Consider the following 24,001-nt stretch of genomic DNA (forward strand, 5'->3'; position numbering starts at 1 on the left):
ATCCTGTACCGTTGCCGTGCGACTCAACCGAAGGTTACAGATTACTTAATTTTGGTGGGAACTTGGAATAGGGGGCGGGTAAGATGCGCTTTACTGGGCGGTGCCATAATGCCCTTCCGCCGTGTTGGGTTCCAGGTTTGGATCATTCGATTTGATCTCAATATCCCGGAGTTGTTCCCTATGCCCCGCGTTCTCATCATCGACGACCAGAAGGACGTCCGCGCGATGGTCGCGATCGTGCTTCGGGTCAATCGTTTCGAGGTCGTGGAGGCCGAAAGCGGGGCGGCCGGGCTGAAAGCCTTTGCGGAAAGCCCGTGTGACGCGGCAATCGTCGATATCTTCCTTGGCGACACCAGCGGCGTCGATGTCATCGCGAGCCTGCGCGAGCGAGCGCCGGGACTCCCCGTGATTGCGGTGTCCGGGATGACGACGCTGGATTTCCTGGAGCAAGCGCCTCACCTCGCCAATGTGGTCTGCCTGCAAAAGCCGTTTCGGCCAAACGACCTCCTGCAAGCGCTGCGGAAGGCCCAGGCCGCGGCGGGCGGCGAGTTGCCCGCAGCCGTCTGACTTTGGCGCAAGAAGAAACGCCCCGGGGCAAGCCGGGGCGTGGTGAGTGTTGGATGGCAGCCTGAGGCCCGGCAACCGCGTCAGGTGCCGTTGCCCTTGATCTCGGAGTAGCCGCCCTTGGCGTCCCACTTGTAGACGACGTAATCGATCTGCTTGATGTCGCCCTTGGCGTCATACTCGATCGGGCCGATCACGGTGTCCCACTTGCCGGCCTTCATCGCCTCCATGACCTTCTTGGCGTCGGTGGTGCCCGCCTTCTTGGCCGCCTGCGACCACACCTGCATCGCCGCGTAGGTGTAGAGCGTATAGCCTTCGGGGTCGATGTTCTTGGCCTTGAAGGCATCGACGATCTTCTTGGCGGTCGCCTTGTTGCGCGGATCGGGGCCGAAGGTGAACAGGGTACCTTCGCCGGCAGGGCCGGTGATGGAGGCGTACTCCTTGTCGGCGAGCGCGTCGCCGGCCATCAGCACCGTCTTGAGGCCCTGGTCGCGCATCTGGCGCAGGATCAGGCCGCTCTCCTGATGGTAGCCGCCGACATAGACGAGGTCGATGTTGTCGCGCTTCAGGCGCGAGACGATCGCGTTGAAGTCCTTGTCGCCCTTGTTATAGGACTCGTACATCTTCTCGGTGATGCCGGCCTTGTTGAGCGCCTTCTTGGTCTCATCCGCAAGACCCTTGCCGTAGGTGGTCTTGTCGTTGAGGATCGCGATGTTCTTGCCCTTGAAGTTCTTGGCGATGTACTGCGCCGCGATCAGGCCCTGCTGATCGTCACGGCCGCAGACGCGCGCCACGTTCCAGAGCTTGCGCTCGGTGAAGAGCGGGTTGGTCGAGGCCGGGGTGATCTGAAGGACGTTGCCGTCCGCATAGGCCTCGGAGGCGGGGATCGACGACGACGAGCAATAGTGCCCGGCGACGAAGGGGATCTTGGAGCCGGCGATCTTCTCGGCAATCGAGCGTGCCTGCTTCGGATCGCAGGCATCGTCCTCGACGGAGAGCGCAAGCTTCTTGCCGTTGACGCCGCCGGCGGCGTTGATATCGGCCACCGCCATCTCGGCGCCGTTCTTCATCTGGCGGCCGAAGGCGGACTCGCCGCCGGTCATCGGGCCTGCGACTGCGATGGTGACATCCTGCGCGAATGCCGCGCTCGACAGCGCGATCGACGCGCCGAATGCCAGACCGATGAGCTTCAGTGATTTCATGAGATACCTCGCGGGTGGTCGCCTGTGGAAGTCGCCGGGCATGCCCGGTCCAAACCGGCGCCATTCTTGAATGAATTCGAGGAGAAGTCACCGGCAAAATACGGGCATTGGCGGAGATATCTCGCCACATTGCGTTGCATATGGCCGCGCTCAGCCGTGCCGGCCGCCTTCCAGATAGGCGGCGCGAATCTCAGGGCGCTGCAGCAACTCGGCGCCGGTCCCGGCCAGCGTGATCAGGCCATTGACCATGACATAGCCGCGGTGGGCGAGCTTGAGCGCATGGTTGGCGTTCTGCTCGACGATCAGGACGGTCAGGCCGTCCTGCCGGTTCAGGGTGCGGATGGCGTCGAAAATCTGGCGGGCGATCAGCGGCGCGAGCCCGAGCGAGGGCTCGTCGAGCAGGAGCAGGCGGGGACGGCTCATCAAGGCACGGCCGATCGCCAGCATCTGCTGCTCGCCGCCGGACAGGGTTCCGCCGCGCTGGGCGTAGCGTTCCTTCAGCCGCGGAAACAGCGTGAAGACGCGCTGGAGCGTCGCCTCGCGCTCGGCCTCGGTGCATCCGGTGGCATCGGCCCCCATCTGGAGGTTTTCCGCCACGCTCATGCGCGGGAAGATGCGGCGGCCCTCCGGCGATTGCGCGATGCGCAAATGCGCGATCTCGTGGGTCGGGACGTCGGTGATGTCGCGGCCTTCGTACAGGATCTGACCGGCACGGGCCCGCGGCTTGCCGAAGATCGTCATCATCAGCGTCGACTTGCCGGCGCCGTTGGCGCCGATCAGCGCCACGATCTCGCCGGCATTGATCTCGACGTCGACGCCCTTGAGCGCCTCGATCTTGCCGTAGGCAGCGCGCAAGGACCGGATCGCGAGCAGGGGAGTGGGTGCCGCCGTCACGTCCCGCCCTCCATCACGGCCACCGCCTCTTCCTCGTCGGTGCCGAGATAGGCGGCGATCACCTTGGGATCGTCGCGGACCTCGCGCGGCGTGCCTTGCGCGATCTTCACCCCGTGGTCCATCACCACGATGTGGTCGGAGATCTCCATGACCACCGACATGTCGTGCTCGATCAGCAGGATCGAGGTGCCATCGTTGCGAATCGAGAGCAGCAGCTCGCTCAGAGCGGCGCTCTCGCGCGCATTGAGGCCGGCGGCGGGCTCGTCCAGGCACAGCAGCGCGGGCTCGGTGCACATCGCGCGCGCAATCTCGAGCCGGCGCTGGTCGCCATAGGCGAGGTTGCCGGCGGCGTCGTCGGCGCGGTCGAGCAGGTTGACGCGCCTCAGCCAGTCGGTGGCGAGATTGATCGCGCGCTTCTCGGCGTCCCGGTACACGGGCGCGCCGACGAGGCCGAGCAAGGTGAAGCCGGAGGCGAGCATCAAGGCGTTGTGCTGCGCCACCATCAGGTTTTCCAGTGCGGTCATGCCGGGAAACAGGCGGATGTTCTGGAAGGTGCGCGCGACCTTGGCCTGCTTGGCGATGCGGAAATCGTTCAGCCGTTCCAGCGCGATGACCCGGCCGTCGTCATGGGTGAGGCGGATGGTGCCGCCGGTCGGCCTGTAGAAGCCGGTGATGCAGTTGAAGACGGTGGTCTTGCCGGCGCCGTTCGGCCCGATCAGCGCGGTGATCTTCTTCCGCTCGGCGGCGAAGGAGAGGTCCTGCACGGCGACGATGCCGCCGAAGCGCATGGTCAGCCGGTCGACGCCAAGAATCTTGTCGCCAATCTTATCGCTCATCTTGTCGCCGCTCATCCGTGCCCTTCCTTGACGAGGTCGGAGGAGATCGCCTGCGCCTTGGTCAGATACACGGTCGGGGCACGATGGCCGATCAGGCCGCGCGGCCGCCAGATCATGATCAGCACCATGGCCATGCCGAACACCAGCATGCGGTAGGTCTCGAGGCCGCGGAACAGCTCGAAGCCGCCGATCATGGCGAGCGCGGCGAGGGCCACGCCAAGCTGGGAACCCATGCCGCCGAGTACGACGATGGCGAGCACCAGCGCCGATTCCTGGAAGGTGAAGGATTCCGGGCTGATGAAGCCCTGGCGGGTGGCGAAGAACGCGCCGGCGAAGCCGCCGAACATGGCGCCGGTCGCGAACGCGGTGAGCTTCGTCGTCGTGGTGTTGATGCCGAGCGCCCGGCAGGCGACCTCGTCCTCGCGCAAGGCCTCCCAGGCGCGGCCGATCGGCAGGCGGCGCAGGCGGATCGTCACCCAATTGGTGAGCAGCGCCAGCGCCAGGATCAGGTAGAACAGGAAGATGATGCGGTGGGTCGAGGAGTACTCGATGCCGAGTTTTGCTGCTAACCCGTCATCGCTGTTGTCGAGCGGGATACCGAAGAAGGTGGGACGCGGAATGCCGGGGACGCCGTTGGGACCACCGGTCAGGCTCTGCCAGTTGATGATGACGAGGCGGATGATCTCGCCGAAGGCCAGCGTCACGATGGCGAGATAATCGCCGCGCAGCCGCAGCACGGGAAAGCCGAGCAGCACGCCCCAGAACGCGGCGAGGATGCCGGCGAGCGGCAGGCAGACCCAGAACGACCAGCCGAAATTGGTGGCGAGCAGCGCGTAGGAATAGGCGCCCACCGCATAGAACGCGACATAGCCGAGATCGAGCAGGCCGGCGAGCCCGACCACCACGTTCAATCCCCAGCCCAGCATCACATAGGTGAGTACGAGGATCGCGAGATCGAGGATGTAGCGCTGGTTATAGAAAATGACGGGTACCAGCAGCGTGAAGATCAGAAGCGCCGGCGCGAGGTAGCGGCCGACGAACGACATTCCGCTTTGTATCGCCGGCGGCACCAGCTTCTCGGTGCCGGTCGGGCCGATCCACTGCCGCAATAGCTCGATCACGATCGAGCCGCCGAACACGATGCCGACGAGGGAGGCGAGCTCGCCGAAACGCGTCATATAGGTGAGCTGGCCGTCGGAGCCTGCCTCGGTGCGGATGCCGACCATCAGCGAGAACAGCACCAGCGCGACGAGGGCGTTGATGAAGGCGGTCTTGAGGAGGAAGGAGATGCCCTTTGCAGGCTTTGCCGTCATGGTCGGGGGAGCTGTCACGCGGCCGGTCCGTCAGACTTTTTCGACTTCGGGACGGCCGAGCAGGCCGGTCGGCATGAAGATCAGCACGACGATCAGGATCGAGAACGCCGCGACGTCCTTGTATTCGACCGAGAAATAGGCCGACCAGAACGTCTCGATCAGGCCGATCGCAAGACCCCCGAGCATGGCGCCCGGCAGCGAGCCGATGCCGCCGAGCACGGCGGCGGTGAACGCCTTGATGCCGGCGACGAAGCCCATGAAGAAGTCGACCAGGCCGTAATAGAGCAGGTACATCAGGCCGGCGACCGCGGCGAGCGCCGCGCCGATCACGAATGTCATGGAGATGGTGCGGTCGACGTCGACGCCGAGCAGTGCCGCCATGGTCTGGTCCTGCTCGCAGGCGCGCATGTCGCGTCCGAGCCGGGTGCGCGACACCAGCCAGGTGAAGATCGCCAGCAGCACGATGGTGGTCATGACCACCATGATCTGGATGTTGGAGAGCTGGATGACGAAGCCGTCCGTGCTCTCATGCAGCGTGTAGCCGCCGGTAATGAAGGGCGGGATCGGCTTGACCCGGGCGCCTTGCGCCACCTGCGAATAATTGGTCAGCACGAAGGACATGCCGATCGCCGACAGCATCGGGGCGAGGCGGAAGGAATGGCGCAGCGGCCGGTAGGCGATGCGCTCGATGGTCCAGCCGTAGAGTGCGGTGATCGCCATCGACACCAGCAGCACGACGAGCAGGATCACGGGGATCGCGGTGAGGCCGAACGAAACCAGGATGAGGAAGGTGATCAGGGCGATGAAGCCGCCGATCATGAAGACGTCGCCATGGGCGAAATTGATCATGCCGACGATGCCGTAGACCATCGTGTAGCCGATCGCGATCAGGCCGTAGATGGAACCGAGCACGAGGCCGTTGATGAGCTGCTGGGCGAAATAATCCATAGGCTGCCGTTACCAAACCTGACGCGGCTCAAAGGGAGCTTCTTCGAGAGAGAGTGATTGAGTTTCTTCTCGGGCCCCGGCAGCCCTTGAGCGTTCTGCCGGTTTTGTAACAGGAGGGAACTGGCCGCCGCAACAGCTCACGCCTCGGCAGAAGGTCTTGTACAGAGGTCATTTTGGTTACGGATGTCATCTCGGAGGTTCCGCAGGTGCGAGGAACCGGGTTCCGCGGGGCAACCAAAATGGAGGCCGGCCGTTATGACCCCTCTGACGTCCAACAAGGGAGTTTCCCCGAATGACGAAGCAGCAGAACCAGAATCCGGGTCAGCAGAGTCAGAACCCCGGCCAGCGCAACCCGCAACAGCAGGGCGGCGGCCAGAAACCCGGACAGCAGCAGCAGGACCCGATGCGCCAGGGTGATCGGCCCGGCCAGCAGCAGGGCGGCCAGCGCGGCCAGGACGAGTAGTTTGGGAGCCTAGGAGTAGGAGGGGCCCCGCCGGAAGGCGGGGCCTTCTTCTTGGTTCGGCGCACCGGCCAGCCGGGCAGTTAAGGTAAACAAAGGGTTTAAATTGCCGCCATGGTCCGATGCGAGTTAGCTCCCGGTAAAGCCTTCCCTCGAAGGCGGATGGCAGGCGAAGCGGATAGCGGCATGTTCAGGAATTGGCGGATCGGCTCGGTCAACGGCGCACTGCTGGCGGCCTATTTCATCCCGGCCTGGGCGCTGGTCGCCTTCAACATCTTCGTTGCGCCGGTGCACGGCCTCTATGAGCGGCCGAGCGTCGCGGTGGCGCTCTTTCTCAGCGATCATCTCCAGATGGCGGGGATGGACACGGTGCGTGCGGCCTGGCTGCTGGCGCTGGGACGGCTCACCGTCGTGGCGTTCTTTGCGATCTACCTCGTGCTGCTGTGCATTCCCCGGACCCGCAGGAACGGCGGTAGTGACGAGGCGCTCGGCATTGCGCTGGCGCTCGGCAGCCTGATCTCGTTTGCGAGCATGGTCATGGCCTCGAAGGTCGGCGAGATGGCCGCCCTCCGCCTGCACGCGACCGAGCTTCTGCTGCTCCTGGGGGCTGCGATCGTGGTGTTGATCGAACGGCCGGAGCCGGCACCAAAGGCCGTCGAGGCCGCTGCGCCGCTAGCTCTTGAGCAGACCGAGCTCCTGCACAATCGCTGAGGCTTCCTTGACGGCGTGGTTCGCCGCCGGCACTCCGCAATAGATCGCCTGCTGGAGCAGGATTTCCTTGATGTCATCAGGCGTGAAGCCGCCCTCGGCGAGCGCCGCGCGCACATGCAGGCGGAATTCGTCCCATTGCCCGAGCGCGACCATGGTGCCGATGACGAGCACCCGCCGCGTGCGCTCATCGAAATGCGGCCGCGTCCAGATCTCGCCCCAGGCATAGCGCGTGATCAGGTCCTGGAAATCGGTGTTGAAGGCATTGCGGTTCGCGATCGACTTGTCGACCCAGGCATTGCCCAGCACCTTTCGGCGCACGTTCATGCCGGCATCGCGGCGCTTCTGGTCGTCCATGGTGTTTCTCCGGATCAGTTCTGGGGCGCCTCGAAGAGGCGAACCCGGAATCTCGAGGTTGTGAATGCCGATCGAGATTCCGGGTTCGATGCTTTGCATCGCCCCGGAATGACGATGCGCGCAATCAGCGCTGCGTCAAAAATCCCACCACCGCATCCGTGAACGCATGCGGCTGCTCGACGTTGGAAATGTGCGCGGCGTCGATGATGGTCATGCTGGCGCCGGGAATGTTCGAGCGGATCAGCTCGGCCGCCGAGATCGGTGTCGCCATGTCGTGGCGGCCGGCGATCACCAGCGTCGGGCTCTTGATCTTCGGCAGCAGCGCGCGCTGGTCGAGCGTCGACAGCGCCTCGCAGCAGGCGAGATAGCCTTCGACAGGGGAAGCCAGCAGCATCGATTTCATCTTCGCCGTGATCTTGGGCTCGCGTTCGCGGAAATCCTGGGTGAGCCATCCCGCGATCACGGCATCGGCGACCGCCGCAATGCCGCCCTTCTTCACCGCATCGATGCGCTCCAGCCATTTGGTCGGCTCGGCATAGTAGCAGGAGGTGTTGGCGAGGATAAGCTTGCCGAAGCGCTCCGGGGCATTGGCGCCCAGCCATTGCCCGACCATGCCGCCCATCGACAGGCCGCACCAATGCACCTTCTCGATATTGAGGTCGTCGAGGATCGCGAGCACGTCGCGGCCGAACCGCTCCATCGTGTAGGGACCAGGCGGAACGTTGGACTTGCCGTGGCCGCGGCGGTCGTAGCGGATGACGCGGAACACCTGCGTCAGCGCCTTCATCTGCGGCTCCCACATCTGCAGCGTGCAGCCGAGCGAGTTGGACAGCATCAGGGTTGGCCCGCCGTCGCGGCCTTCGACGGAGACGTTGATCAGGCAACCGTCGGCATCGATCATGGGCATGCTGGCGTCTCCGTATCTATTCGCGATCGAGGCTGTCGAGCAGGCGGTCGATCAAGGCCTGCGAAGCCCCTTGATAGGCCATCGGCTCGAACAATGCCGCAATTTTTTCCGGTGCGAGATGCGCGGTGACCTGCGAATCGCCTGACAGCACCTCGCGCAGATGCTTCTTCTCGGCAACCGCGCGCTTGCTCGCGGCCTCGACGAGATGATGTGCGTCGCTCTTGCCGATCTTGTCCGCCAGCGCGAAGGTGACGGCCTCGGCCATGATCAGCCCATGCGTCGCATCGAGGTTGCTGCGCATGCGCGCGGCATCGACATCGAGCCCTTCGGCGATGTCGACGATGGCGGCGAGCGCACCGGAAGCAACCAGCATCAATTGCGGCAGCGTCGGCCATTCGGCGTGCCAGGGACCGGCGCTGCGCTCATGGTCCTGCACTTGAGCGGCAAAAATCGTCGCGGCGAGCTGCGGCGCCATGGTGGCTGCGCCCAGCGCGCTTGCGGCGGCGACCGGGTTGCGCTTGTGCGGCATGGTCGACGAGCCGCCGCGACCTTCGCCGGCGGGCTCGAAGGCTTCGCCGACATCGGTCTGCATCAGCAGCGAGACGTCGCGCGCGATCTTGCCGCAGCTGCCGGCAAGGATCGCAAAGGCTGATGCCGCTTCCGCGATGCGGTCGCGATGGGTGTGCCAGGGCGCCTCCGGCAGTGGCAGGTCGAGCTCCTGCGCCAATCGTTCGGCGACTGCGAGCCCTTTGTCGCCGAGGGCGGCGAGCGTACCGGCGGCGCCGCCGAATTGCAGTGCCAGGCCCTCGCGGCGGAGCCGCCTGAGGCGACAGCGGGCACGGGCGAGGCTTGCGGCATATTCCGCGGCCTTCAGCCCGAACGGCATAGGCAGCGCGTGCTGGAGCCAGGTCCGCGCCACCATGGCGGTGTTGCGATGGGTGCGAGCGAGCGCCGCAAAACCTTTGATGGCGCGGCTGAGGTCGGCATCGAGAGCGTCGATGCCGGCGCGAAGCGTCAGCATGGTCGCGGTGTCGATGACATCCTGGCTGGTCGCGCCCCAATGCACGTAGCGCGCGGCCTCCGCATCTGCTTTCGCGACATTGGTGGTCAGCGCCTTCACCAGGGGAATCGCGAGATTGCCGGATCGCGTCGCGGCGTCGGCCAGGGCCGCGATGTCGAAGGAAGAGGCCTTGCAGGCGGCTTCAATGGGCCCGACGGCGGCCGCGGGAATCACGCCCGTGGCGGTCTCGGCCCGCGCCAGGGCTGCCTCGAAATCGAGCATGTTCTGCAGCGTCGACTGATCGTCGCAGACGGCGCGCATGGCCGCGCTGGACAGCATCGGCGCGAGCAGGGGGGAGAGGGATGTGCTCATATCGTGCGGGACCTAACCATCATGGCCCGGCTCTGCCAATCCAAAACCGCTCGCGCAAGCTTTTTGCAGTTGCGAATATGCATTGCACGTGACCAGGCGTGCCCTTTCCTTTGTGGCCTCCGTGCGTTACTTGAGCAGCACTATAGTTACGCGACCCAGGTTCAAGATTCCGGGAGGCACCCCATGGCCATGACAATGAACGGCGAAGTCCAGCTCGCAGCGCCGCGTGAGGCCGTGTGGGCCAAGCTCAACGATCCCGAGGTGCTGAAGGCCTGCATCCCCGGTTGCGAGGAGCTGGAGAGGACCGAGGACGGTGGCTTCCGCGCAACGGCAAAAATGAAGGTCGGGCCGGTGTCGGCGCGCTTCAAGGGTAAGGTGACGCTCTCAGATCTCGACCCGCCGAACGGCTACAAGATCTCAGGCGAAGGCGAGGGCGGGGTGGCCGGCTTCGCCAAGGGCGGAGCGGCGGTCAAGCTCGCGGAGAAGGACGGCGGCACGCTGCTCTCCTACGACGTCGAGGCGCAGATCGGCGGCAAGTTGGCGCAGCTTGGGCAGCGCCTGATCAACGGCGCCGCGAAGAAGCTGGCCGACGAGTTTTTCGCGAACTTCGCCAAAGCTGTACAGGGCTAGCGGTACAGGGCTGAAACCTATCGCCTTTCGGCATGGCGCCTTGCGTCCGGGGTGATGTTGCCCCAGGGGACAATGGCCCATATGATAGGTTGGAATAATTATAAGAACCGCTTCGACGGGACCCGTCGGGGCGCTGATAGAGAGTGCTTATGGCAAAAATCTCCCTCATCGTGAACGGCAATCCTGTGACGGCAAACGTCGATCCCCGCACGCTGCTGGTGCAGTTCCTGCGCGAGAATCTGCGCCTGACGGGCACCCATGTCGGCTGCGACACCTCGCAGTGCGGCGCCTGCGTCGTGCATCTCGACGGCAAGGCCGTGAAGTCCTGCACCACGCTTGCGGTGATGGCCGACGGTCACGAGGTCAAGACGATCGAGGGGCTGGCCGCCGATGGTGCGCCGCTGCATCCGATGCAGGAAGCCTTCCGCGAGCACCATGGCCTGCAGTGCGGCTTCTGCACGCCGGGCATGATCATGACCGCGATCGACATCGTGCACCGCAAGGGCAACGAGCTCGACGACCATACGATCCGGGAAGAACTAGAAGGCAATCTCTGCCGCTGCACCGGTTACCAGAACATCGTCGCCTCGATCTCCGCCGGCGCCAAGGCGATGGCGAAATCCGATCTCGCGTAACGCGCATCCCGCGATCAGGACATTCAGATGTACGAATTCAAATATCATCGCCCCGGCACCGTGCGCCAGGCGGCCAACCTCCTGGTGAAGAACGAGGACGCCAAGGTGATCGCCGGCGGCCACACGCTGATTCCCGTCATGAAGCAGCGCCTCGCAAGCCCGCCGCATCTGGTCGACCTCTCCCATATCGAGGGGCTCAACACGATCGAGATGAAGGGCCGCTCGCTCGTGATCGGCGCCACCGCCAAGCATGCGGAGGTCGCGACCTCCGCGATCGTCGGTGAAGCCATTCCGGCGCTGGCGAGCCTTGCCGGCGGGATCGGCGATCCCGCGGTGCGCCACAGGGGCACGATCGGCGGCTCGCTCGCCAACAACGATCCGACCGCGGACTATCCGGCTGCGGTGCTCGCGCTGGGCGCCACCATCGTCACCAACAAGCGCCGTCTCAAGGCCGAGGAGTATTTCCAGGGCCTGTTCTCGACCGCGCTGGAAGCCGACGAGATCATCACCAAGGTGATGTTCCCGCTGCCGAAGAAGGCCGCCTATATCAAATTCCGCAACCAGGCCTCGCGCTACGCGCTGGTCGGCGTGTTCGTGGCGCGCCGTCCGTCGGACGTGCGTGTTGCCGTCACCGGCGCCGGCTCCGAAGGCGTGTTCCGTGTCACCGCATTCGAGGAAGCGCTGAAGAAGCGCTTCTCGTCGAAGGTGCTGGATGGCATCGACGTGCCGGCGGAAGGTCTCAACAGCGACATCCACGGCAGCGCCGAATACCGCGCGCATCTCATCGGTGTGCTGACGCGGCGGGCGGTCGATGCGGCCAACGCAAAGGAATAAGCGGGCCACCAACTGGCCCGATACTTGCCCCGTGTGAGGGCGTAAACGAGACTGGCCTTTCATGACTTCAGCGGCCAATACTTCCGGTGCCATGCCGGCATCGGTCGATGCGATGCTCGAACTCCTGACCTCGCGCGGCTATCTGGCCGAGCGGGCGCTGGCGACGGTGACGTATCTGTCGCTGCGCATGGGCCGGCCGCTGTTCCTGGAAGGCGAGGCCGGCGTCGGCAAGACCGAGATCGCAAAGGTGTTGTCGGCGGCGCTGGGGCGGAAGCTGATCCGCCTGCAGTGCTATGAAGGCCTCGACGTTTCCTCCGCGGTCTACGAGTGGAATAGCGCGGCGCAGATGATCGCGATCCGGATGGCGGAAGCCGCCGGCGACACCGATCGCGAGCAGCTCTCGAGCGACATTTTCGCCGATCGCTACATGATCAAGCGGCCGCTGCTCCAGGCGCTGGAGCCCGACGTTGCCGGTCCGCCGGTGCTGCTGATCGACGAGCTCGACCGCGCCGACGAGGCGTTCGAAGCCTACCTGCTCGAAATCCTCAGTGACTTCCAGGTGACCATCCCCGAATTCGGCACCGTGAGGGCGCCGCATCCGCCGATCGTCATCATCACCTCCAACCGCACCCGCGAGATCCACGACGCGCTGAAGCGGCGCTGCCTCTATCACTGGGTCGACTATCCCGCCGCCGAGCGCGAGCTTGCGATCGTCAAGACGCGCGTGCCCGGCATCTCCGCAAAGCTGTCGCAGCAGGTCGTGCGTTTCGTGCAGGCGCTGCGCAACCAGGACTTCTACAAGTCGCCGGGTGTCGCCGAGACCATCGACTGGGCCACTGCACTATCCGAGCTCGACGCCCGCTCGCTCACCCCGCAAGTGGTCGGCGACACGCTGGGCGCGCTGCTCAAGTACCAGGACGACATCACCCGCATGCAGGGCGACACCCTGCAGAAGGTGCTGAAGGAAGCGACGAGCGAGAATTGACGCGCGCGTCATAACTAGCTCGTCATTCCGGGGCGCGCGTAGCGCGAACCCTGAATCCATCGCGCCGCAAGGACGGTGGATGAATGGATTCCGGGCTCGCGCCAAGCGGCGCGCCCCGGAATGACGAGGGGATGGATACGAGACCATGGCCATCAACCACCTTGCCCCCGAGCAGACGGAGCAGTTCGCCGACAACATCGTCGGCTTCGCCCGCGCGCTACGCTCCGCCGGCATGCCGGTGGGCCCTGGCGCCGTCATCGATGCCATGAGCGCGCTGCAGGTGATCGACATCGGCAACCGGTCCGATGTCTTCACCACGCTCGAGGCGATCTTCGTCAAGCGCCATGAACATGCGCTGATCTTCAAGCAGGCCTTCAACCTCTTCTTCCGGCCTTCCGAAGAATGGAAGCACATGCTGGATTCGGTGCCGCTACCGGAGCAGGCCAAGAAGAAGCCGCAGGCCGGCGCCCGCCGCGTCCAGGAGGCGATGTCGCAGCCGCGCATGACCGAGACGCCGCAGCACCAGGAGCAGGATTTGCGCCTGTCGGTCTCCGACAAGGAGATCCTTCAGAAGAAGGACTTTGCACAGATGAGCGCGGCCGAGATCGCCGAGGCGCTTCACGCCGTCGAGCGGATGCACCTGCCGCAGGCTGAGCTGCTGACGCGCCGGCATAGGCCTGATGCTCGCGGCCTGCGCCTCGACCTCCGCCGCACGCTGCGGGCATCTTTACGCACCGGCGGCGACATCATCGACATCCATCGCTTGGGGCGGATCGAGAAGCCGGCGCCGATCGTCGCGCTGCTCGATATCTCGGGCTCGATGAGCGAGTACACCCGCCTGTTCCTGCATTTCCTGCATGCGATCACGGATGCGCGAAAGCGCGTCTCGGTGTTCCTGTTCGGCACGCGCCTCACCAACGTCACCCGGGCGCTGCGCCAGCGCGATCCCGACGAGGCGCTGGCGAGCTGCTCGGCCTCGGTCGAGGACTGGGCCGGCGGCACGCGAATCTCGGCCTCGCTGCACAACTTCAATAAATTGTGGGCGCGGCGGGTGCTGAGCCAGGGCGCCATCGTGCTCCTGATCTCCGACGGCCTGGAGCGGGAGGCCGATTCCAGGCTGGCCTTCGAGATGGACCGGCTGCACCGGTCCTGCCGGCGGCTGATCTGGCTCAACCCGCTGCTGCGGTTCGGCGGCTTCGAGGCCAAGGCCCAGGGCATCAAAATGATGCTCCCGCACGTTGACGAATTCCGGCCCGTGCATAATTTGAGTTCGATCCAGGAGCTGATCACGACGCTCTCCCGGCCGCTGCCGCCGCATCACCGCAGCCTGATCCGCTCCGCAGCTTGAGAGGCTTAACCATGCTCGATCGCGACGAGGACATTCTGAAGGCGGCGGAGGACTGGCACAAGGCCGGCCGTGGCGTCGCGCTCGCCACCGTTGTCGAGACCTGGGGCTCGGCGCCGCGTCCGGCGGGCTCGAGCCTCGTCATCAACGACGAGGGGACCTTCCTCGGCTCCGTGTCCGGCGGCTGCGTCGAGGGCGCCGTGGTCACCGAGGCCATGGACGTGATCGAGAGCGGCAAGCCAAAAATGCTGGAGTTCGGCGTCGCCGACGAGACCGCCTGGAATGTCGGGCTGTCCTGCGGCGGCACCATCCGCGTCTTCGTCGAGAAGGTCGGCTAGCCGTGAAGCTCGCGATTTTGCACGAACTCAATGCCGAGCGCGCCGCGCGCCGGCCGGTGATTTTGGTCACCGAGACCGAGACCGGCGAGCAGCGCCTGGTGAAGGCTGCGGACTTCGCAAAAGACCCGCTGCGGGCCGAGCTGGAGAAGCAGCTTCGCATGGGCAAGAGCGCCAATGTCGAAGCCGGCGGCAAAAAACTGTTCCTCAACGTCTACGCGCCGACCGCAAAGCTCGTCATCATCGGCGCCGTCCATATCAGCCAGGCGCTCGCGCCATTGGCGCGCTCGCTCGGCTATGACGTCACCGTCGTCGATCCCCGCACGGCGTTTGCGAGCCCCGAGCGCTTTCCCGACATTCCGCTGGTCGCGGAATGGCCCGACACGGCGCTGCCGCCGCTCAATGTCGACGCCTACACGGCGTTCGTCGCGGTGACGCACGATCCCAAGATCGACGATCCCGCGCTGCTGCACGCCTTCGAGCGCAACTGCTTCTATATCGGTGCGCTCGGCTCGCGGAAGACGCACGCCAAGCGCGGCGACCGGCTGCGGGCACAGGGTGCGAAGGAGAGCGACATCGCGCGCATCCACGCGCCCATTGGGCTAGCGATCGGCGCGGTCTCGCCGTCGGAGATCGCGGTGTCGATCATGGCCGAGATCACGGCGGTGCTTCGGCTGCCTCCCAAGGAAAAAGAAGAAGCGGCATGAAATTCGGCCCGGCGAGCCCCAAGGATGCGATCGGCGGGGTGACCGTCCACACCCTGCGCCAGGGACCTCTGGTGCTGAAGAAGGGCACGACCATTGGACCTGCCGAGGTCGAGCAGCTCGAGCGCGCCGGCATCAAGGACATTGTCGTCGTTCGCATGGAGGCGGGCGACGTCTCCGAGGACGTTGCGGCCGCCAGCATCGCGCTTGCCGTCGGCGGCGAGGGCATCCATGTCGAGCGCGCCTTCACCGGCCGCGCCAATCTGTTCGCGGCGCAGCCGGGCGTGCTGGTGATCGACCGCGCCGCGGTCGACCGCATCAACAATATCGACGAGGCCATAACCTTTGCGACGCTCACCGCTTTCAAGCCGGTGGTCGAGGGCGAGATGGTCGGCACCGTCAAGATCATCCCGTTCGGCGTCGAAGGAAGCTTGCGTGATGCCGCGGTGATGGCCGCGGGCAAGGACGTCCTCAAGATCGCGCCTTACGTGATCCAGCGCGTCGGCGTGGTCTCGACGCTGCTGCCGGGCCTGTCGTCCAAGGTAATCGACAAGACGCTGCGCGTCACTGCCGAGCGCCTTGCGCCGGCCGGCGCCAGCATCATCGCCGAGCGGCGGGTCCAGCACGACGAGCGGGCGCTGTCGGCGGCGATCAAGGAGTTGCTCGCGATCGGCGCCGAGCTCGTCATCGTCTTCGGGGCGTCTGCGATCGCCGACCGCCGTGACGTCATCCCCGCGGCCGTCACCGGGATCGGCGGCGAGATCGAGCATTTCGGCATGCCGGTCGATCCCGGCAATCTCCTGCTGATCGCGCGGGCCGGCGGCGTGCCGGTCTTGGGCGCGCCGGGCTGCGCCCGCTCGCCGGTCGAGAACGGGTTCGACTGGGTCTTGATGCGGCTTCTCGCCGGCATCAAGGTGACGCGGTCCGAGCTGATGGGCATGGGCGTCGGCGGCCTCTTGATGGAAATCGTGACGCGGCCGCAGCCGCGCGCACAGCCGGAGACCGAGGGCAACAGCCAGGTCGCCGCCATCGTGCTCGCGGCCGGCCGTTCCACGCGCATGGGCGGACCGAACAAGCTGCTCGCCGAGCTCGATGGCAAGAAGCTGGTGCGCATCGCGGCCGAGCAGGCGCTGGCTTCGAAAGCATCCGAGGTGATCGTCGTCACCGGCCATCAGACCGAGCTGGTCGAGCAGGCGCTGCAAGGTCTGAAGGTAAAGTTCGTTCGCAATCCGGATTTCGCAGGCGGCATCGCCAGCTCGGTCAAGGCTGGCATCGCGGCTGTGCCCGAGACCTGCGACGGCGCCCTGGTTTGTCTCGGCGACATGCCGCTGATCGACGCCGGCCTGATCGATCGTCTCATCGACAGTTTTGCGCCGGATCGCGGCAATCTCATCGTCGTGCCCGTCAGCGAGGGCCGCCGCGGCAATCCCGTGCTGTGGTCGCGCCGCTTCTTTAGGGAGTTGATGACGCTCGACGGCGACGTCGGCGCGCGGCACCTGATCGCCAAGCACACCGAAGCCGTCGCCGAAGTGCCGGTCGACGGCGAGAGCGCCTTCCTCGACATCGACACGCCGCAGGCGCTGGAAGCGGCACGACGGGGATGAAGGTGCCGTGATCCGTAGGGTGGGTTAGCCTTGCGGCTGCGCGAAGCGTAGGCGCTGGGCGTAACCCACCATGCTTCCTCGTTTGCTGAGCCAAGTTGGTGGATTACGCTTCGCTAATCCACCCTACGGCATCTCCCAACTCTCCGATTTCAACCACCCGTTCACCATCTGGAAACGACCGCCGCTTAGAGTTGCCGCCACCTGCCTTGGGGGTGAGGGGTTTTTCCATGGCTTCGAACGTCGTCGCGCGCCGTTGCGCGATGTTTTTCTTTGCGCTGTCGGTCTGTGTTGCCGGTGCCCGCCACATCACCAATGCGCACGCCGCCGGCGCCTTTGCAGTCGGCAAGTGCGGCGCTTATGGTCAGGCCTTTGACTACGGCGCCGAGCACGAAGCCCGGGCCGCCGCGCAGAAGCAGTGCAAGGGCGATTGCACGACGGTGACGATGAAGCGCGCTTGCGCGGCGATGTCGGTCGATCTCGCCAACCCCTGCGGCGCTTACGGCTACGCCGTCAAGCCGAAGATCTCGGCTTCGCTCAATGCCGCCACGCGCGAATGCTACAAGTACGGCGGCAAGGAATGCGTGATCCGCGCCTGGGCCTGCGACGTAAAAGGCTGATTTTTCGAACGCTGATTCCTCTTGCTGTCATTCCGGGGCGATGCGTAGCATCGAGCCCGGAATCCATAACCACTATCGGGAGTATGGATTCTCGGGTGCGCAATTGCGCACCTTAGCTCGCGCCAAGCGGCGCGCCCCGGAATGACAGTTGAGGAAAAGATGCAGTTCGACACCAAGATCGCCGTCGTGATCCGCACCGATCTTCAGGCCTGGCAGAAGCTCAACGTTGCGGCCTTTCTCACCAGCGGCATCGCGGCTGCGTTTCCCGAATGCGTCGGCGAGCCCTATGAGGATGCCTCAAGCACGGAATATCTCTCGCTGATTGGCCAGCCGATCCTGATCTACGGCGCCGATGCCCCGGCGTTGTCGCGCGCACTCGATCGCGCACTGACGCGTGGCGTCAAGGCTGCCGTCTATACCGAAGACATGTTCAAGACGACGCATGACGCCGCCAATCGCGAGGCGGTGAGGGCGGTGGCGCGCCCCGATCTCAATCTCGTCGGGATCGCGATGCGTGCCGAACGCAAGGTGATCGACAAGATCGTCGATGGGTTAAAGTTCCACAGCTGACTCGTCGGTGGCGCTTCGCGCCGCGTTGTCATCGCGGTGTCACGATCGCGCGAGCGCTTTGCGTAAACTTTGTGCGGTTTGACTCCAATCAAAGGCGCGCAGCCCGTCGCCGCTAGTCTGTTTCCGCAATTCAAAACGGAGCAGACTCATGCCGACCATGAAAGCCGCAGTCGTCAGACAATTCGGCAAGCCGCTGGTGATCGAGGACGTGCCGGTGCCGCAGCCCGGTCCCGGCGAGGTCCTGGTCAAGGTCAAGGCCTGCGGCGTCTGCCACACCGATCTGCACGCCGCCTCCGGCGACTGGCCGGTGAAACCGGTTCCGCCCTTCATCCCCGGCCACGAAGCCGCCGGCATCGTCGCGGCGCTCGGGCCCGGCGTGAAGAACCTGAAGGTCGGCGATGCCGTCGGCGTCGCCTGGCTGCATGACGCCTGCATGTCGTGCGAATATTGCGAGACCGGCTGGGAGACGCTGTGCGAGCACCAGCACAACACCGGCTACAGCGTGAACGGCGGCTTCGCCGAATATGTCATCGCCTCGGCCGCCTTCGCCGCAAAGCTGCCGGCAACGATTGATTTCGCGGGCATCGCGCCGATCCTCTGCGCGGGCGTCACCACTTACAAGGGTTTGAAGGAGACCGAGGCAAAGCCCGGCGAGTGGGTCGTGATCTCGGGCGTCGGCGGGCTCGGCCACGTCGCGGTTCAGTACGCCAAGGCGATGGGGCTCAAGGTTGCGGCCGTCGACATTGCCGAAGACAAGCTCGAGCTCGCACGCGAGACCGGCGCCGATCTCGCCGTGAACGCGCTTGCAGCCGATGCGGTGGACAAGGTGTTGGCGGCAACCGGCGGCGGAGCTCACGGCGTGCTGGTGACCGCGGTCTCGACCCCGGCATTCGCCCAAGCGCTGAAGATGGTCCGGCGGAAGGGCACCGTCAGCCTTGTCGGTCTGCCGCCGGGCGAGTTCCCGACGCCGATCTTCGATGTCGTGCTCAAGCGCATCACTGTGCGCGGCTCCATCGTCGGTACCCGCCGCGACCTGGATGAGGCCATCGCATTCGCCGCCGACGGCAAGGTCAAAGCCGAGGTGACGAAGGTGCCGCTTGCCGAGATCAACAACGTCTTCGACCGCATGAAGGCCGGCAAGATCGACGGCCGCATGGTGCTGGACTTTGGCTAGCGCCGGGACCTCACCCCGGCGGCATGCCTTCGAATTTCGGCAAGTCCGGATCGAGATGATCCCAGCCATGCCCGCGCGCTCCGTAGGTCACCGCCTGCGGTTTGTAGCGGGCGGGCTCGTCGAGGCTCGCGGCGCGGATGGTGAAGACATCGGGCATCGCGGCGAAGGTCAAATAGACCGGCAGACCGCACTGCGGACAGAACCCGCGCGTCTTCACATTGCCGCTGTCGCCGACCATGTCCCAGTGCTTTGCCTCGCCGCTCAGCGTGACGCCGGCGCGCGCGAAGGTCGCGTAGGAGCCGTGGCCGCTGCCGCTTTCCCGCTGGCAGTCCCGGCACTGGCAGTGATTGCTGAACAGCGGCTCACCGACAATCGAATAGCGGATCGCGCCGCAGGCGCAGCCGCCGGTATAGGGCTTGTCCATCGCGATAACTCCTTACTCGCCACTGATCTCGTCGAGCTGGCGGACGACCTTCTTCCAGCCGCCGCTCATCACCGTGTAGGCCGACTCGTTCCTGGGCAGGACGAAGCCGGCATGAACCAGGCGGATCCGCGTGCCGGCTTCGACCGGGGTGAGGGACCAGGTCACGACAGTGTCGAGCGGCGCGCCATAGCCGGTGTTGCGCTCGTCCCCGCCCTTCCAGGCATAGACGAGGCGCCTGAACGCCACGACCTCGAGAACCCGGCAATGGATGACGCCGTCCCAATTGCCGCCCGGTTTGGTCTGAAACGTGAAGGCGTTGCCTTCGACGGCTTCGAACCCGGTCGGCTGCATCAGCCAGCGCGCGATCAGCTGCGCGCTGGTCAGCGCCTTCCAGATCGTCTCGGCCGTGTGAGGGAAGACCTCGTCGATGACGATGTCCTTTGTTTCGGCTTTCAACGCGGCTGCACTCACGGATCGATCTCCTTCAAGAGGTCACGCAGGTTCTGGAAGCGCTCGCGCCAGAAGACGCCGTAATGATCCATCCAGGTCACCAGCGGCTCGAGTCCTTGCGGCGCGGCGCGGTAGTAGACGTTGCGGCCCTCGGCGCGCTCGGCGACGAGGCCGGCCTGCTTCAACGATTTCAGGTGCTGCGAGATCGCGCCCTGGGTCACGCCGCTGCCGCGCGTCAGCTCGGCGACGCTGATCTCCTTGCTCTCGAACACACGCTCGAACACGGCGCGCCGCGTCGGATCGGCGAGGGCACGCATCACGGTGGTAACGGGATTTGGGGCGGCTTCAATCATACGGTTCAATTAGCATCTGCTAATGAATTAGTCAATGCTAATCTATTCGCTGGAATAGGGCTGCCTCACTGTCTTGACTATGACTGACCAGTCAGTCATATATTTCAAATGACCAAGAAGCCGACCCAAACCGCCTTGCCGTCCGCACCTCGCGCCAGCGCGAAGGGCTCTGCGCCTGCTGGCAGCGTGGAGGTACCCGCCTCGAACCGCGCTGCACGCGCGGCGGAGCGGCGTGCGGCGATCGTTGAGGCGGCGATGGAGGAATTCATCGCGCGCGGCTTTGCCGCGACCAGGCTCGACGACATCGCCAAGCGCGCCGGGGTCGCCAAGGGCACGATCTACCTGCACTTCAAGGACAAGGAATCGATGTTCGAGGAGCTGGTGCGCATCGTCATCGTGCCTGTCGTGGCGCGGCTGACGGCGCTGCCGCCGCCGGCGGGCTCGGTGCGCGACCTCATCGAAGCCTTCGCCGGCAACTTCCTCAAGGAGGTGATCGGCACCAGGCGCGGCGATCTCGTGCGCCTGATCGTGGCGGAGGGGCCGCGCTTTCCCGCGGTCGCCGATTTCTACTACCGCGAGGTGGTCTCGCGCGGGATCGCCGCGATGCGCGCGCTGATCGAGCTCGGGATTGCCCGCGGCGAGATCCGCGAAAAGGATCTCGCGCGCTATCCGCAGATCCTGGTCGCGCCCGCGATGATCGCAGTGATCTGGCAGAGCCTGTTTGCACGGCATGCGCCGCTCGACGCGCAAGACATGCTGCGCGTTCATCTTGATTTGATTTTTGGCGAACGGAGGACGACATGACGTCGTCGCGGATATTTTCTTCATTGGCATTGGCGCTCGTGCTCGCAACCGGCCTTGCCGGATGCAACGAGAAGCGCGATCCCGGTTTCCAGGGCTGGGTCGAGGCGGACATGATCTATGTCAGTCCGGATGAAGCGGGCCGGGTGACGAAGCTCAGCGTGCGCGAGGGCGACGAGATCAAGGTCGGCGATCAGCTCTATTCCGTCGACGACGATCTCCAACTCGCCGATCTCAACCAGAACAAGGCGACGCTGGCGAATGCGCAGCAGACCTACGACCGTGCGGCCTCGCTCAGCAAGACCGGGGCGGGCACGCAGGCCAATCTCGACTCGGCCGTCTCCGCTCTGCGCGTGGCAGAAGCGCGGGTGGCGACGTCGGAGACGCGGATGGCCCGGCGCAAGGGCTTTGCGCCTGTCGCCGGCACCATCCAGCAGATCTATTTTCGCGAGGGCGAGATGGTGGCGGCGCAGCGGCCGGTGCTCTCGATCATGCCGCCCGGCAACATGAAGCTGCGCTTCTTCGTGCCGGAGGCCGAGCTGCCGAAGCTTGCGATCGGCGACACGGTGCGGATCGCGTGCGACAATTGCGCGGCCGATCTCACCGCGAAGATCTACTTCATCGCGACCTCGGCCGAATACACCCCGCCTGTCATCTACAGCCTCGAGGAGCGCAACAAGCTGGTCTATCTGATCCAGGCGCGGCCCTCGCGTCCCGATGCCTTGCGCGTGGGACAGCCGATCGACGTCTACCTCAATCCGAAGACTCCAGTGGCGGACAAGCGATGAACGGCGGCAACGGCATCGCGATCGACGTCAAGGGCCTGTCCAAGTCGTTCGGCGGCCGCGAGGTCGTGCACGATCTGTCGATGCAGGTGAAGCGCGGCTCGATCTACGGCTTCCTCGGGCCCAACGGCTCGGGCAAGACCACCACCATCCGCATCCTCTGCGGCCTGCTGACGCCCGACAGCGGCGAGGGCACCTGTCTCGGCTACGATATCCGGCGCGACGCCGAGAAGATCAAGCGCCAGGTCGGCTACATGACCCAGCGCTTCAGCCTGTACCAGGACCTGTCGGTGCGGGAGAATCTCGAATTCGTCGCACGGCTCTATGGCCTCACTGACGCGCGCGGCGCCGCACGCGACATGATCAGGCGGCTCGGGCTCTCGGGCCGCGAGGAGCAGCTTGCGGGCGAACTCTCCGGCGGCTGGAAGCAGCGGCTGGCGCTGGGGGCCTGCACACTGCCGAGTCCAAAGCTGCTGCTGCTGGACGAGCCGACGGCGGGCGTCGATCCCAAGGCGCGGCGCGACTTCTGGAACGAGATCCATGCGCTTGCTGCCGACGGCCTCACCGTGCTGGTCTCGACCCACTACATGGACGAAGCCGAGCGCTGTCACGAGATCGCCTACATCGCCTACGGCCATCTGCTGGCCCACGGCACGGTGGAGGAGGTGATCGCGAAATCGGCGCTCACGACCTACACCGTCACGGGCGAGGACCTCAACGGGCTCCCGGCCGCGCTCACCGGCAAGCCGGGCGTGGACATGGTGGCGCCGTTCGGGACCTCGCTGCACGTTTCGGGGCGCGACGTCGCCGCGCTCGAAGACAGCATCGCGCCGTGGCGCGAGAAGAGCGACCTGCATTGGCAGAAATCATCGCCATCGCTCGAAGACGTCTTCATCGAGTTGATGAGCCGCTCCAGGGACAATTTCCAATGAGCGCAATCGATCATCCGGCCCCTGCACCCGAAATCCGCGAGCGCTTCGGCTTCCTGCGGCGCTCCTACGCGATGCTGATCAAGGAGTTCATCCAGCTGAGGCGCGACCGCGTCTCATTCGCGATGATCGTGATGCTGCCTGTGATGCAGCTCCTGCTGTTCGGCTATGCCATCAACACCACGCCGCACAATCTGCCGAGCGCGGTGTTGCTGCAGGAGGACTCCGATCTTGCCCGCTCGATCCTGAAGGCGCTGGAGAACACCGCCTATTTCCGCTTCATGTACGAGGTGCACGACGTCGATGATTTCGACAATCTGTTGAAATCGGGCAAGGTGCTGTTCGGCGTCGAGATCCCCCGCGGCTTCGAGCGGGCGGTGCGACGGGGCGACAAGCCGGCACTGCTGGTCGCGGCTGATGCCACCGATCCGGTGGCCGCAAGCTCCGCGCTCGGCTCGCTCGGCATGATCGTGCAGACCGCGCTCAAGCACGATCTCTACATCGGCGATCCCCCGGAGATGCCGTTCGAGATCCGGGCGCATGCCCGCTACAATCCGGCCGCGGCGTCGAGCCTCAACATCGTGCCGGGCCTCGTCGGCACCATCCTCACCATGACCATGCTGATCTTCACTGCGCTCTCGGTCACGCGCGAGGTCGAGCGCGGCACCATGGAGAGCCTGTTGTCGATGCCGATCAAGCCGGTCGAGGTGATGTTCGGCAAGATCATCCCTTACGTGCTGGTTGGCTTCGTCCAGGCCTTCCTGATCATCAGCATCGGCGTGTTCCTGTTCGGCGTGCCCGTGCTCGGCAATTTGTTCCTGCTGGCGCTGCTCTCGACGTTGTTCATCACCACCAATTTGTCGATCGGCTACACGATCTCGACGCTGGTGCAGAACCAGCTCCAGGCGATGCAGATGTCGATGATGTTCTTCCTGCCGAGCATTCTGCTTTCCGGCTTCATGTTCCCGTTCGCGGGGATGCCGGCTTGGGCGCAATATGTCGGCGAGGCCTTGCCGCTGACCCATTATCTGCGCATCGTCCGCGCCATCATGCTGAAGGGCGCGAGCATGCATAATCTGCATTTCGACGCGCTGGCGCTGGCGGCCCTGATGCTGATCGCCATGACCATCGCCGTGACGCGCTTCCGCCGCACCCTGGATTGAGGCAAACTGGCCCCGATGTCATTCCGGGGCGATGCGTTGGCATCGGACTATGGTGCGCAATTGCGCACCTGAGAATCTCGAGATTCCGGGTTCGCGACTGCG

29 protein-coding genes are annotated in these 24,001 nt (G+C 65.0%); 18 read left to right on the top strand and 11 right to left on the bottom strand.

Annotated features, from left to right (window positions below; genetic code table 11):
* Positions 1-180: 180 nt before the first annotated feature.
* Positions 181-567 carry a response regulator gene (locus JQ635_RS05800; protein ID WP_211408966.1) on the top strand — a complete coding sequence of 129 codons (387 nt, stop codon included), beginning with the start codon at positions 181-183 and terminating at the stop codon, positions 565-567.
* Positions 568-647: 80 nt separating this feature from the next.
* Here JQ635_RS05800 and JQ635_RS05805 read toward each other — a convergent pair whose 3' ends face one another.
* From JQ635_RS05805 to JQ635_RS05825, 5 genes are all read right to left on the bottom strand, one after another.
* Complete coding sequence (locus JQ635_RS05805) at positions 648-1,766, bottom strand: branched-chain amino acid ABC transporter substrate-binding protein (protein ID WP_211408907.1); 1,119 nt, start codon at positions 1,764-1,766, stop codon at positions 648-650.
* A gap of 150 nt (positions 1,767-1,916) precedes the next feature.
* Positions 1,917-2,660 carry an ABC transporter ATP-binding protein gene (locus tag JQ635_RS05810; protein WP_183240402.1) on the bottom strand — a complete coding sequence of 248 codons (744 nt, stop codon included), beginning with the start codon at positions 2,658-2,660 and terminating at the stop codon, positions 1,917-1,919.
* Positions 2,657-3,496 (bottom strand): ABC transporter ATP-binding protein, encoded by an 840-nt coding sequence (locus JQ635_RS05815; protein WP_246583314.1) that lies wholly within the window; start codon positions 3,494-3,496, stop codon positions 2,657-2,659. The genes JQ635_RS05810 and JQ635_RS05815 overlap by 4 nt, the downstream gene beginning before the upstream one ends.
* Positions 3,497-3,507: 11 nt before the next feature.
* Positions 3,508-4,809: a high-affinity branched-chain amino acid ABC transporter permease LivM gene (gene livM / locus JQ635_RS05820; protein ID WP_211408967.1), complete on the bottom strand. Its 1,302-nt coding sequence runs from the start codon at positions 4,807-4,809 to the stop codon at positions 3,508-3,510.
* Between the two features lie 30 nt (positions 4,810-4,839).
* Positions 4,840-5,757, bottom strand: coding sequence for an ABC transporter permease subunit (locus tag JQ635_RS05825; RefSeq protein ID WP_211408909.1), 918 nt, complete (start codon positions 5,755-5,757; stop codon positions 4,840-4,842).
* 292 nt (positions 5,758-6,049) lie between these two features.
* Here JQ635_RS05825 and JQ635_RS05830 point away from each other — a divergent pair, with 292 nt between their 5' ends.
* On the top strand, positions 6,050-6,220 hold the full coding sequence (locus JQ635_RS05830) for a hypothetical protein (RefSeq protein WP_211408910.1): 171 nt from the start codon (positions 6,050-6,052) through the stop codon (positions 6,218-6,220).
* Positions 6,221-6,403: 183 nt separating this feature from the next.
* Positions 6,404-6,928 carry a hypothetical protein gene (locus tag JQ635_RS05835; RefSeq protein WP_211408911.1) on the top strand — a complete coding sequence of 175 codons (525 nt, stop codon included), beginning with the start codon at positions 6,404-6,406 and terminating at the stop codon, positions 6,926-6,928.
* Here the strand turns inward: JQ635_RS05835 and JQ635_RS05840 are convergent.
* The 3 genes from JQ635_RS05840 to JQ635_RS05850 form a co-directional block, all read right to left on the bottom strand.
* Positions 6,890-7,282 (bottom strand): carboxymuconolactone decarboxylase family protein, encoded by a 393-nt coding sequence (locus JQ635_RS05840; RefSeq protein WP_026312440.1) that lies wholly within the window; start codon positions 7,280-7,282, stop codon positions 6,890-6,892. The genes JQ635_RS05835 and JQ635_RS05840 overlap by 39 nt on opposite strands.
* 124 nt (positions 7,283-7,406) lie before the next feature.
* A complete protein-coding gene (gene pcaD / locus JQ635_RS05845) occupies positions 7,407-8,189 on the bottom strand; it encodes a 3-oxoadipate enol-lactonase (protein WP_211408912.1) in 783 nt (260 codons plus the stop codon).
* A 16-nt stretch (positions 8,190-8,205) separates the two neighbouring features.
* Positions 8,206-9,561, bottom strand: coding sequence for a 3-carboxy-cis,cis-muconate cycloisomerase (locus tag JQ635_RS05850; RefSeq protein ID WP_211408913.1), 1,356 nt, complete (start codon positions 9,559-9,561; stop codon positions 8,206-8,208).
* A 183-nt stretch (positions 9,562-9,744) separates the two neighbouring features.
* Between JQ635_RS05850 and JQ635_RS05855 the strand changes: the two genes are divergently transcribed.
* The 11 genes from JQ635_RS05855 (at position 9,745) to adhP (ending at position 18,994) form a co-directional block, all read left to right on the top strand.
* A complete protein-coding gene (locus JQ635_RS05855) occupies positions 9,745-10,191 on the top strand; it encodes an SRPBCC family protein (RefSeq protein WP_211408914.1) in 447 nt (148 codons plus the stop codon).
* A gap of 149 nt (positions 10,192-10,340) precedes the next feature.
* On the top strand, positions 10,341-10,826 hold the full coding sequence (locus tag JQ635_RS05860; protein WP_008137528.1) for a (2Fe-2S)-binding protein: 486 nt from the start codon (positions 10,341-10,343) through the stop codon (positions 10,824-10,826).
* Between the two features lie 27 nt (positions 10,827-10,853).
* On the top strand, positions 10,854-11,660 hold the full coding sequence (locus JQ635_RS05865) for an FAD binding domain-containing protein (RefSeq protein ID WP_211408915.1): 807 nt from the start codon (positions 10,854-10,856) through the stop codon (positions 11,658-11,660).
* Positions 11,661-11,721: 61 nt separating this feature from the next.
* Complete coding sequence (locus tag JQ635_RS05870) at positions 11,722-12,645, top strand: AAA family ATPase (protein ID WP_211408916.1); 924 nt, start codon at positions 11,722-11,724, stop codon at positions 12,643-12,645.
* A gap of 145 nt (positions 12,646-12,790) precedes the next feature.
* Positions 12,791-13,993, top strand: coding sequence for a vWA domain-containing protein (locus JQ635_RS05875; protein ID WP_211408917.1), 1,203 nt, complete (start codon positions 12,791-12,793; stop codon positions 13,991-13,993).
* 11 nt (positions 13,994-14,004) lie between these two features.
* Entirely contained in the window at positions 14,005-14,328 is a 324-nt protein-coding gene (locus JQ635_RS05880; RefSeq protein WP_092227990.1) for an XdhC family protein, read from the top strand.
* 2 nt (positions 14,329-14,330) lie between these two features.
* Positions 14,331-15,032 carry an XdhC family protein gene (locus JQ635_RS05885; protein WP_211408918.1) on the top strand — a complete coding sequence of 234 codons (702 nt, stop codon included), beginning with the start codon at positions 14,331-14,333 and terminating at the stop codon, positions 15,030-15,032.
* Complete coding sequence (locus JQ635_RS05890; RefSeq protein WP_211408919.1) at positions 15,029-16,633, top strand: NTP transferase domain-containing protein; 1,605 nt, start codon at positions 15,029-15,031, stop codon at positions 16,631-16,633. Before JQ635_RS05885 ends, JQ635_RS05890 begins: the two co-directional genes overlap by 4 nt.
* Positions 16,634-16,860: 227 nt before the next feature.
* The gene (locus JQ635_RS05895) at positions 16,861-17,250 is read left to right on the top strand and encodes a DUF4189 domain-containing protein (RefSeq protein ID WP_211408920.1); all 390 of its coding nucleotides are present in this window, start codon (positions 16,861-16,863) and stop codon (positions 17,248-17,250) included.
* Positions 17,251-17,409: 159 nt separating this feature from the next.
* Positions 17,410-17,820 (top strand): DUF2000 family protein, encoded by a 411-nt coding sequence (locus JQ635_RS05900; RefSeq protein ID WP_211408968.1) that lies wholly within the window; start codon positions 17,410-17,412, stop codon positions 17,818-17,820.
* Positions 17,821-17,968: 148 nt separating this feature from the next.
* The gene (adhP, locus tag JQ635_RS05905) at positions 17,969-18,994 is read left to right on the top strand and encodes an alcohol dehydrogenase AdhP (protein WP_211408921.1); all 1,026 of its coding nucleotides are present in this window, start codon (positions 17,969-17,971) and stop codon (positions 18,992-18,994) included.
* Positions 18,995-19,004: 10 nt separating this feature from the next.
* On the opposite strand, the gene JQ635_RS05910 is transcribed toward adhP, so the two are convergent.
* From JQ635_RS05910 to JQ635_RS05920, 3 genes are read right to left on the bottom strand one after another with little or no spacing between them, the layout of a single operon-like run.
* The gene (locus tag JQ635_RS05910; protein WP_211408922.1) at positions 19,005-19,418 is read right to left on the bottom strand and encodes a GFA family protein; all 414 of its coding nucleotides are present in this window, start codon (positions 19,416-19,418) and stop codon (positions 19,005-19,007) included.
* A 12-nt stretch (positions 19,419-19,430) separates the two neighbouring features.
* On the bottom strand, positions 19,431-19,889 hold the full coding sequence (locus JQ635_RS05915) for an SRPBCC family protein (RefSeq protein WP_211408923.1): 459 nt from the start codon (positions 19,887-19,889) through the stop codon (positions 19,431-19,433).
* Positions 19,886-20,221: an ArsR/SmtB family transcription factor gene (locus JQ635_RS05920; protein ID WP_011088398.1), complete on the bottom strand. Its 336-nt coding sequence runs from the start codon at positions 20,219-20,221 to the stop codon at positions 19,886-19,888. The genes JQ635_RS05915 and JQ635_RS05920 overlap by 4 nt, the downstream gene beginning before the upstream one ends.
* A gap of 108 nt (positions 20,222-20,329) precedes the next feature.
* Between JQ635_RS05920 and JQ635_RS05925 the strand changes: the two genes are divergently transcribed.
* Genes JQ635_RS05925 through JQ635_RS05940 form a run of 4 tightly spaced genes read left to right on the top strand, consistent with a single transcriptional unit; the run spans position 20,330 to position 23,899 of the window.
* Positions 20,330-21,025 carry a TetR/AcrR family transcriptional regulator gene (locus tag JQ635_RS05925; RefSeq protein ID WP_211408924.1) on the top strand — a complete coding sequence of 232 codons (696 nt, stop codon included), beginning with the start codon at positions 20,330-20,332 and terminating at the stop codon, positions 21,023-21,025.
* Positions 21,022-21,810 carry an HlyD family secretion protein gene (locus tag JQ635_RS05930; RefSeq protein ID WP_211408925.1) on the top strand — a complete coding sequence of 263 codons (789 nt, stop codon included), beginning with the start codon at positions 21,022-21,024 and terminating at the stop codon, positions 21,808-21,810. The genes JQ635_RS05925 and JQ635_RS05930 overlap by 4 nt, the downstream gene beginning before the upstream one ends.
* Positions 21,807-22,739, top strand: coding sequence for an ABC transporter ATP-binding protein (locus tag JQ635_RS05935; protein ID WP_211408926.1), 933 nt, complete (start codon positions 21,807-21,809; stop codon positions 22,737-22,739). Before JQ635_RS05930 ends, JQ635_RS05935 begins: the two co-directional genes overlap by 4 nt.
* Positions 22,736-23,899, top strand: a complete 1,164-nt coding sequence (locus JQ635_RS05940; RefSeq protein ID WP_211408927.1) for an ABC transporter permease — start codon at positions 22,736-22,738, stop codon at positions 23,897-23,899. The genes JQ635_RS05935 and JQ635_RS05940 overlap by 4 nt, the downstream gene beginning before the upstream one ends.
* Positions 23,900-24,001 lie beyond the last annotated feature (102 nt).

Origin of the sequence: Bradyrhizobium iriomotense (assembly GCF_018130765.1) — a bacterium.
In the GTDB taxonomy this organism is placed as follows: Bacteria; Pseudomonadota; Alphaproteobacteria; order Rhizobiales; family Xanthobacteraceae; genus Bradyrhizobium; species Bradyrhizobium iriomotense_A.

What these genes read in the sequence shown, in the direction of transcription:
- JQ635_RS05800 (WP_211408966.1), top strand. Translation starts at nt 181, where the DNA reads ATGCCCCGCGTTCTCATCATCGACGACCAGAAGGACGTCCGCGCGATG.
- JQ635_RS05805 (WP_211408907.1), bottom strand. Translation starts at nt 1,766, where the DNA reads ATGAAATCACTGAAGCTCATCGGTCTGGCATTCGGCGCGTCGATCGCG.
- JQ635_RS05815 (WP_246583314.1), bottom strand. Translation starts at nt 3,496, where the DNA reads ATGAGCGATAAGATTGGCGACAAGATTCTTGGCGTCGACCGGCTGACC.
- livM (WP_211408967.1), bottom strand. Translation starts at nt 4,809, where the DNA reads ATGACGGCAAAGCCTGCAAAGGGCATCTCCTTCCTCCTCAAGACCGCC.
- JQ635_RS05825 (WP_211408909.1), bottom strand. Translation starts at nt 5,757, where the DNA reads ATGGATTATTTCGCCCAGCAGCTCATCAACGGCCTCGTGCTCGGTTCC.
- JQ635_RS05830 (WP_211408910.1), top strand. Translation starts at nt 6,050, where the DNA reads ATGACGAAGCAGCAGAACCAGAATCCGGGTCAGCAGAGTCAGAACCCC.
- JQ635_RS05835 (WP_211408911.1), top strand. Translation starts at nt 6,404, where the DNA reads ATGTTCAGGAATTGGCGGATCGGCTCGGTCAACGGCGCACTGCTGGCG.
- JQ635_RS05840 (WP_026312440.1), bottom strand. Translation starts at nt 7,282, where the DNA reads ATGGACGACCAGAAGCGCCGCGATGCCGGCATGAACGTGCGCCGAAAG.
- pcaD (WP_211408912.1), bottom strand. Translation starts at nt 8,189, where the DNA reads ATGCCCATGATCGATGCCGACGGTTGCCTGATCAACGTCTCCGTCGAA.
- JQ635_RS05850 (WP_211408913.1), bottom strand. Translation starts at nt 9,561, where the DNA reads ATGAGCACATCCCTCTCCCCCCTGCTCGCGCCGATGCTGTCCAGCGCG.
- JQ635_RS05855 (WP_211408914.1), top strand. Translation starts at nt 9,745, where the DNA reads ATGGCCATGACAATGAACGGCGAAGTCCAGCTCGCAGCGCCGCGTGAG.
- JQ635_RS05860 (WP_008137528.1), top strand. Translation starts at nt 10,341, where the DNA reads ATGGCAAAAATCTCCCTCATCGTGAACGGCAATCCTGTGACGGCAAAC.
- JQ635_RS05865 (WP_211408915.1), top strand. Translation starts at nt 10,854, where the DNA reads ATGTACGAATTCAAATATCATCGCCCCGGCACCGTGCGCCAGGCGGCC.
- JQ635_RS05870 (WP_211408916.1), top strand. Translation starts at nt 11,722, where the DNA reads ATGACTTCAGCGGCCAATACTTCCGGTGCCATGCCGGCATCGGTCGAT.
- JQ635_RS05875 (WP_211408917.1), top strand. Translation starts at nt 12,791, where the DNA reads ATGGCCATCAACCACCTTGCCCCCGAGCAGACGGAGCAGTTCGCCGAC.
- JQ635_RS05880 (WP_092227990.1), top strand. Translation starts at nt 14,005, where the DNA reads ATGCTCGATCGCGACGAGGACATTCTGAAGGCGGCGGAGGACTGGCAC.
- JQ635_RS05890 (WP_211408919.1), top strand. Translation starts at nt 15,029, where the DNA reads ATGAAATTCGGCCCGGCGAGCCCCAAGGATGCGATCGGCGGGGTGACC.
- JQ635_RS05895 (WP_211408920.1), top strand. Translation starts at nt 16,861, where the DNA reads ATGGCTTCGAACGTCGTCGCGCGCCGTTGCGCGATGTTTTTCTTTGCG.
- JQ635_RS05900 (WP_211408968.1), top strand. Translation starts at nt 17,410, where the DNA reads ATGCAGTTCGACACCAAGATCGCCGTCGTGATCCGCACCGATCTTCAG.
- adhP (WP_211408921.1), top strand. Translation starts at nt 17,969, where the DNA reads ATGCCGACCATGAAAGCCGCAGTCGTCAGACAATTCGGCAAGCCGCTG.
- JQ635_RS05910 (WP_211408922.1), bottom strand. Translation starts at nt 19,418, where the DNA reads ATGGACAAGCCCTATACCGGCGGCTGCGCCTGCGGCGCGATCCGCTAT.
- JQ635_RS05920 (WP_011088398.1), bottom strand. Translation starts at nt 20,221, where the DNA reads ATGATTGAAGCCGCCCCAAATCCCGTTACCACCGTGATGCGTGCCCTC.
- JQ635_RS05925 (WP_211408924.1), top strand. Translation starts at nt 20,330, where the DNA reads ATGACCAAGAAGCCGACCCAAACCGCCTTGCCGTCCGCACCTCGCGCC.
- JQ635_RS05930 (WP_211408925.1), top strand. Translation starts at nt 21,022, where the DNA reads ATGACGTCGTCGCGGATATTTTCTTCATTGGCATTGGCGCTCGTGCTC.
- JQ635_RS05935 (WP_211408926.1), top strand. Translation starts at nt 21,807, where the DNA reads ATGAACGGCGGCAACGGCATCGCGATCGACGTCAAGGGCCTGTCCAAG.
- JQ635_RS05940 (WP_211408927.1), top strand. Translation starts at nt 22,736, where the DNA reads ATGAGCGCAATCGATCATCCGGCCCCTGCACCCGAAATCCGCGAGCGC.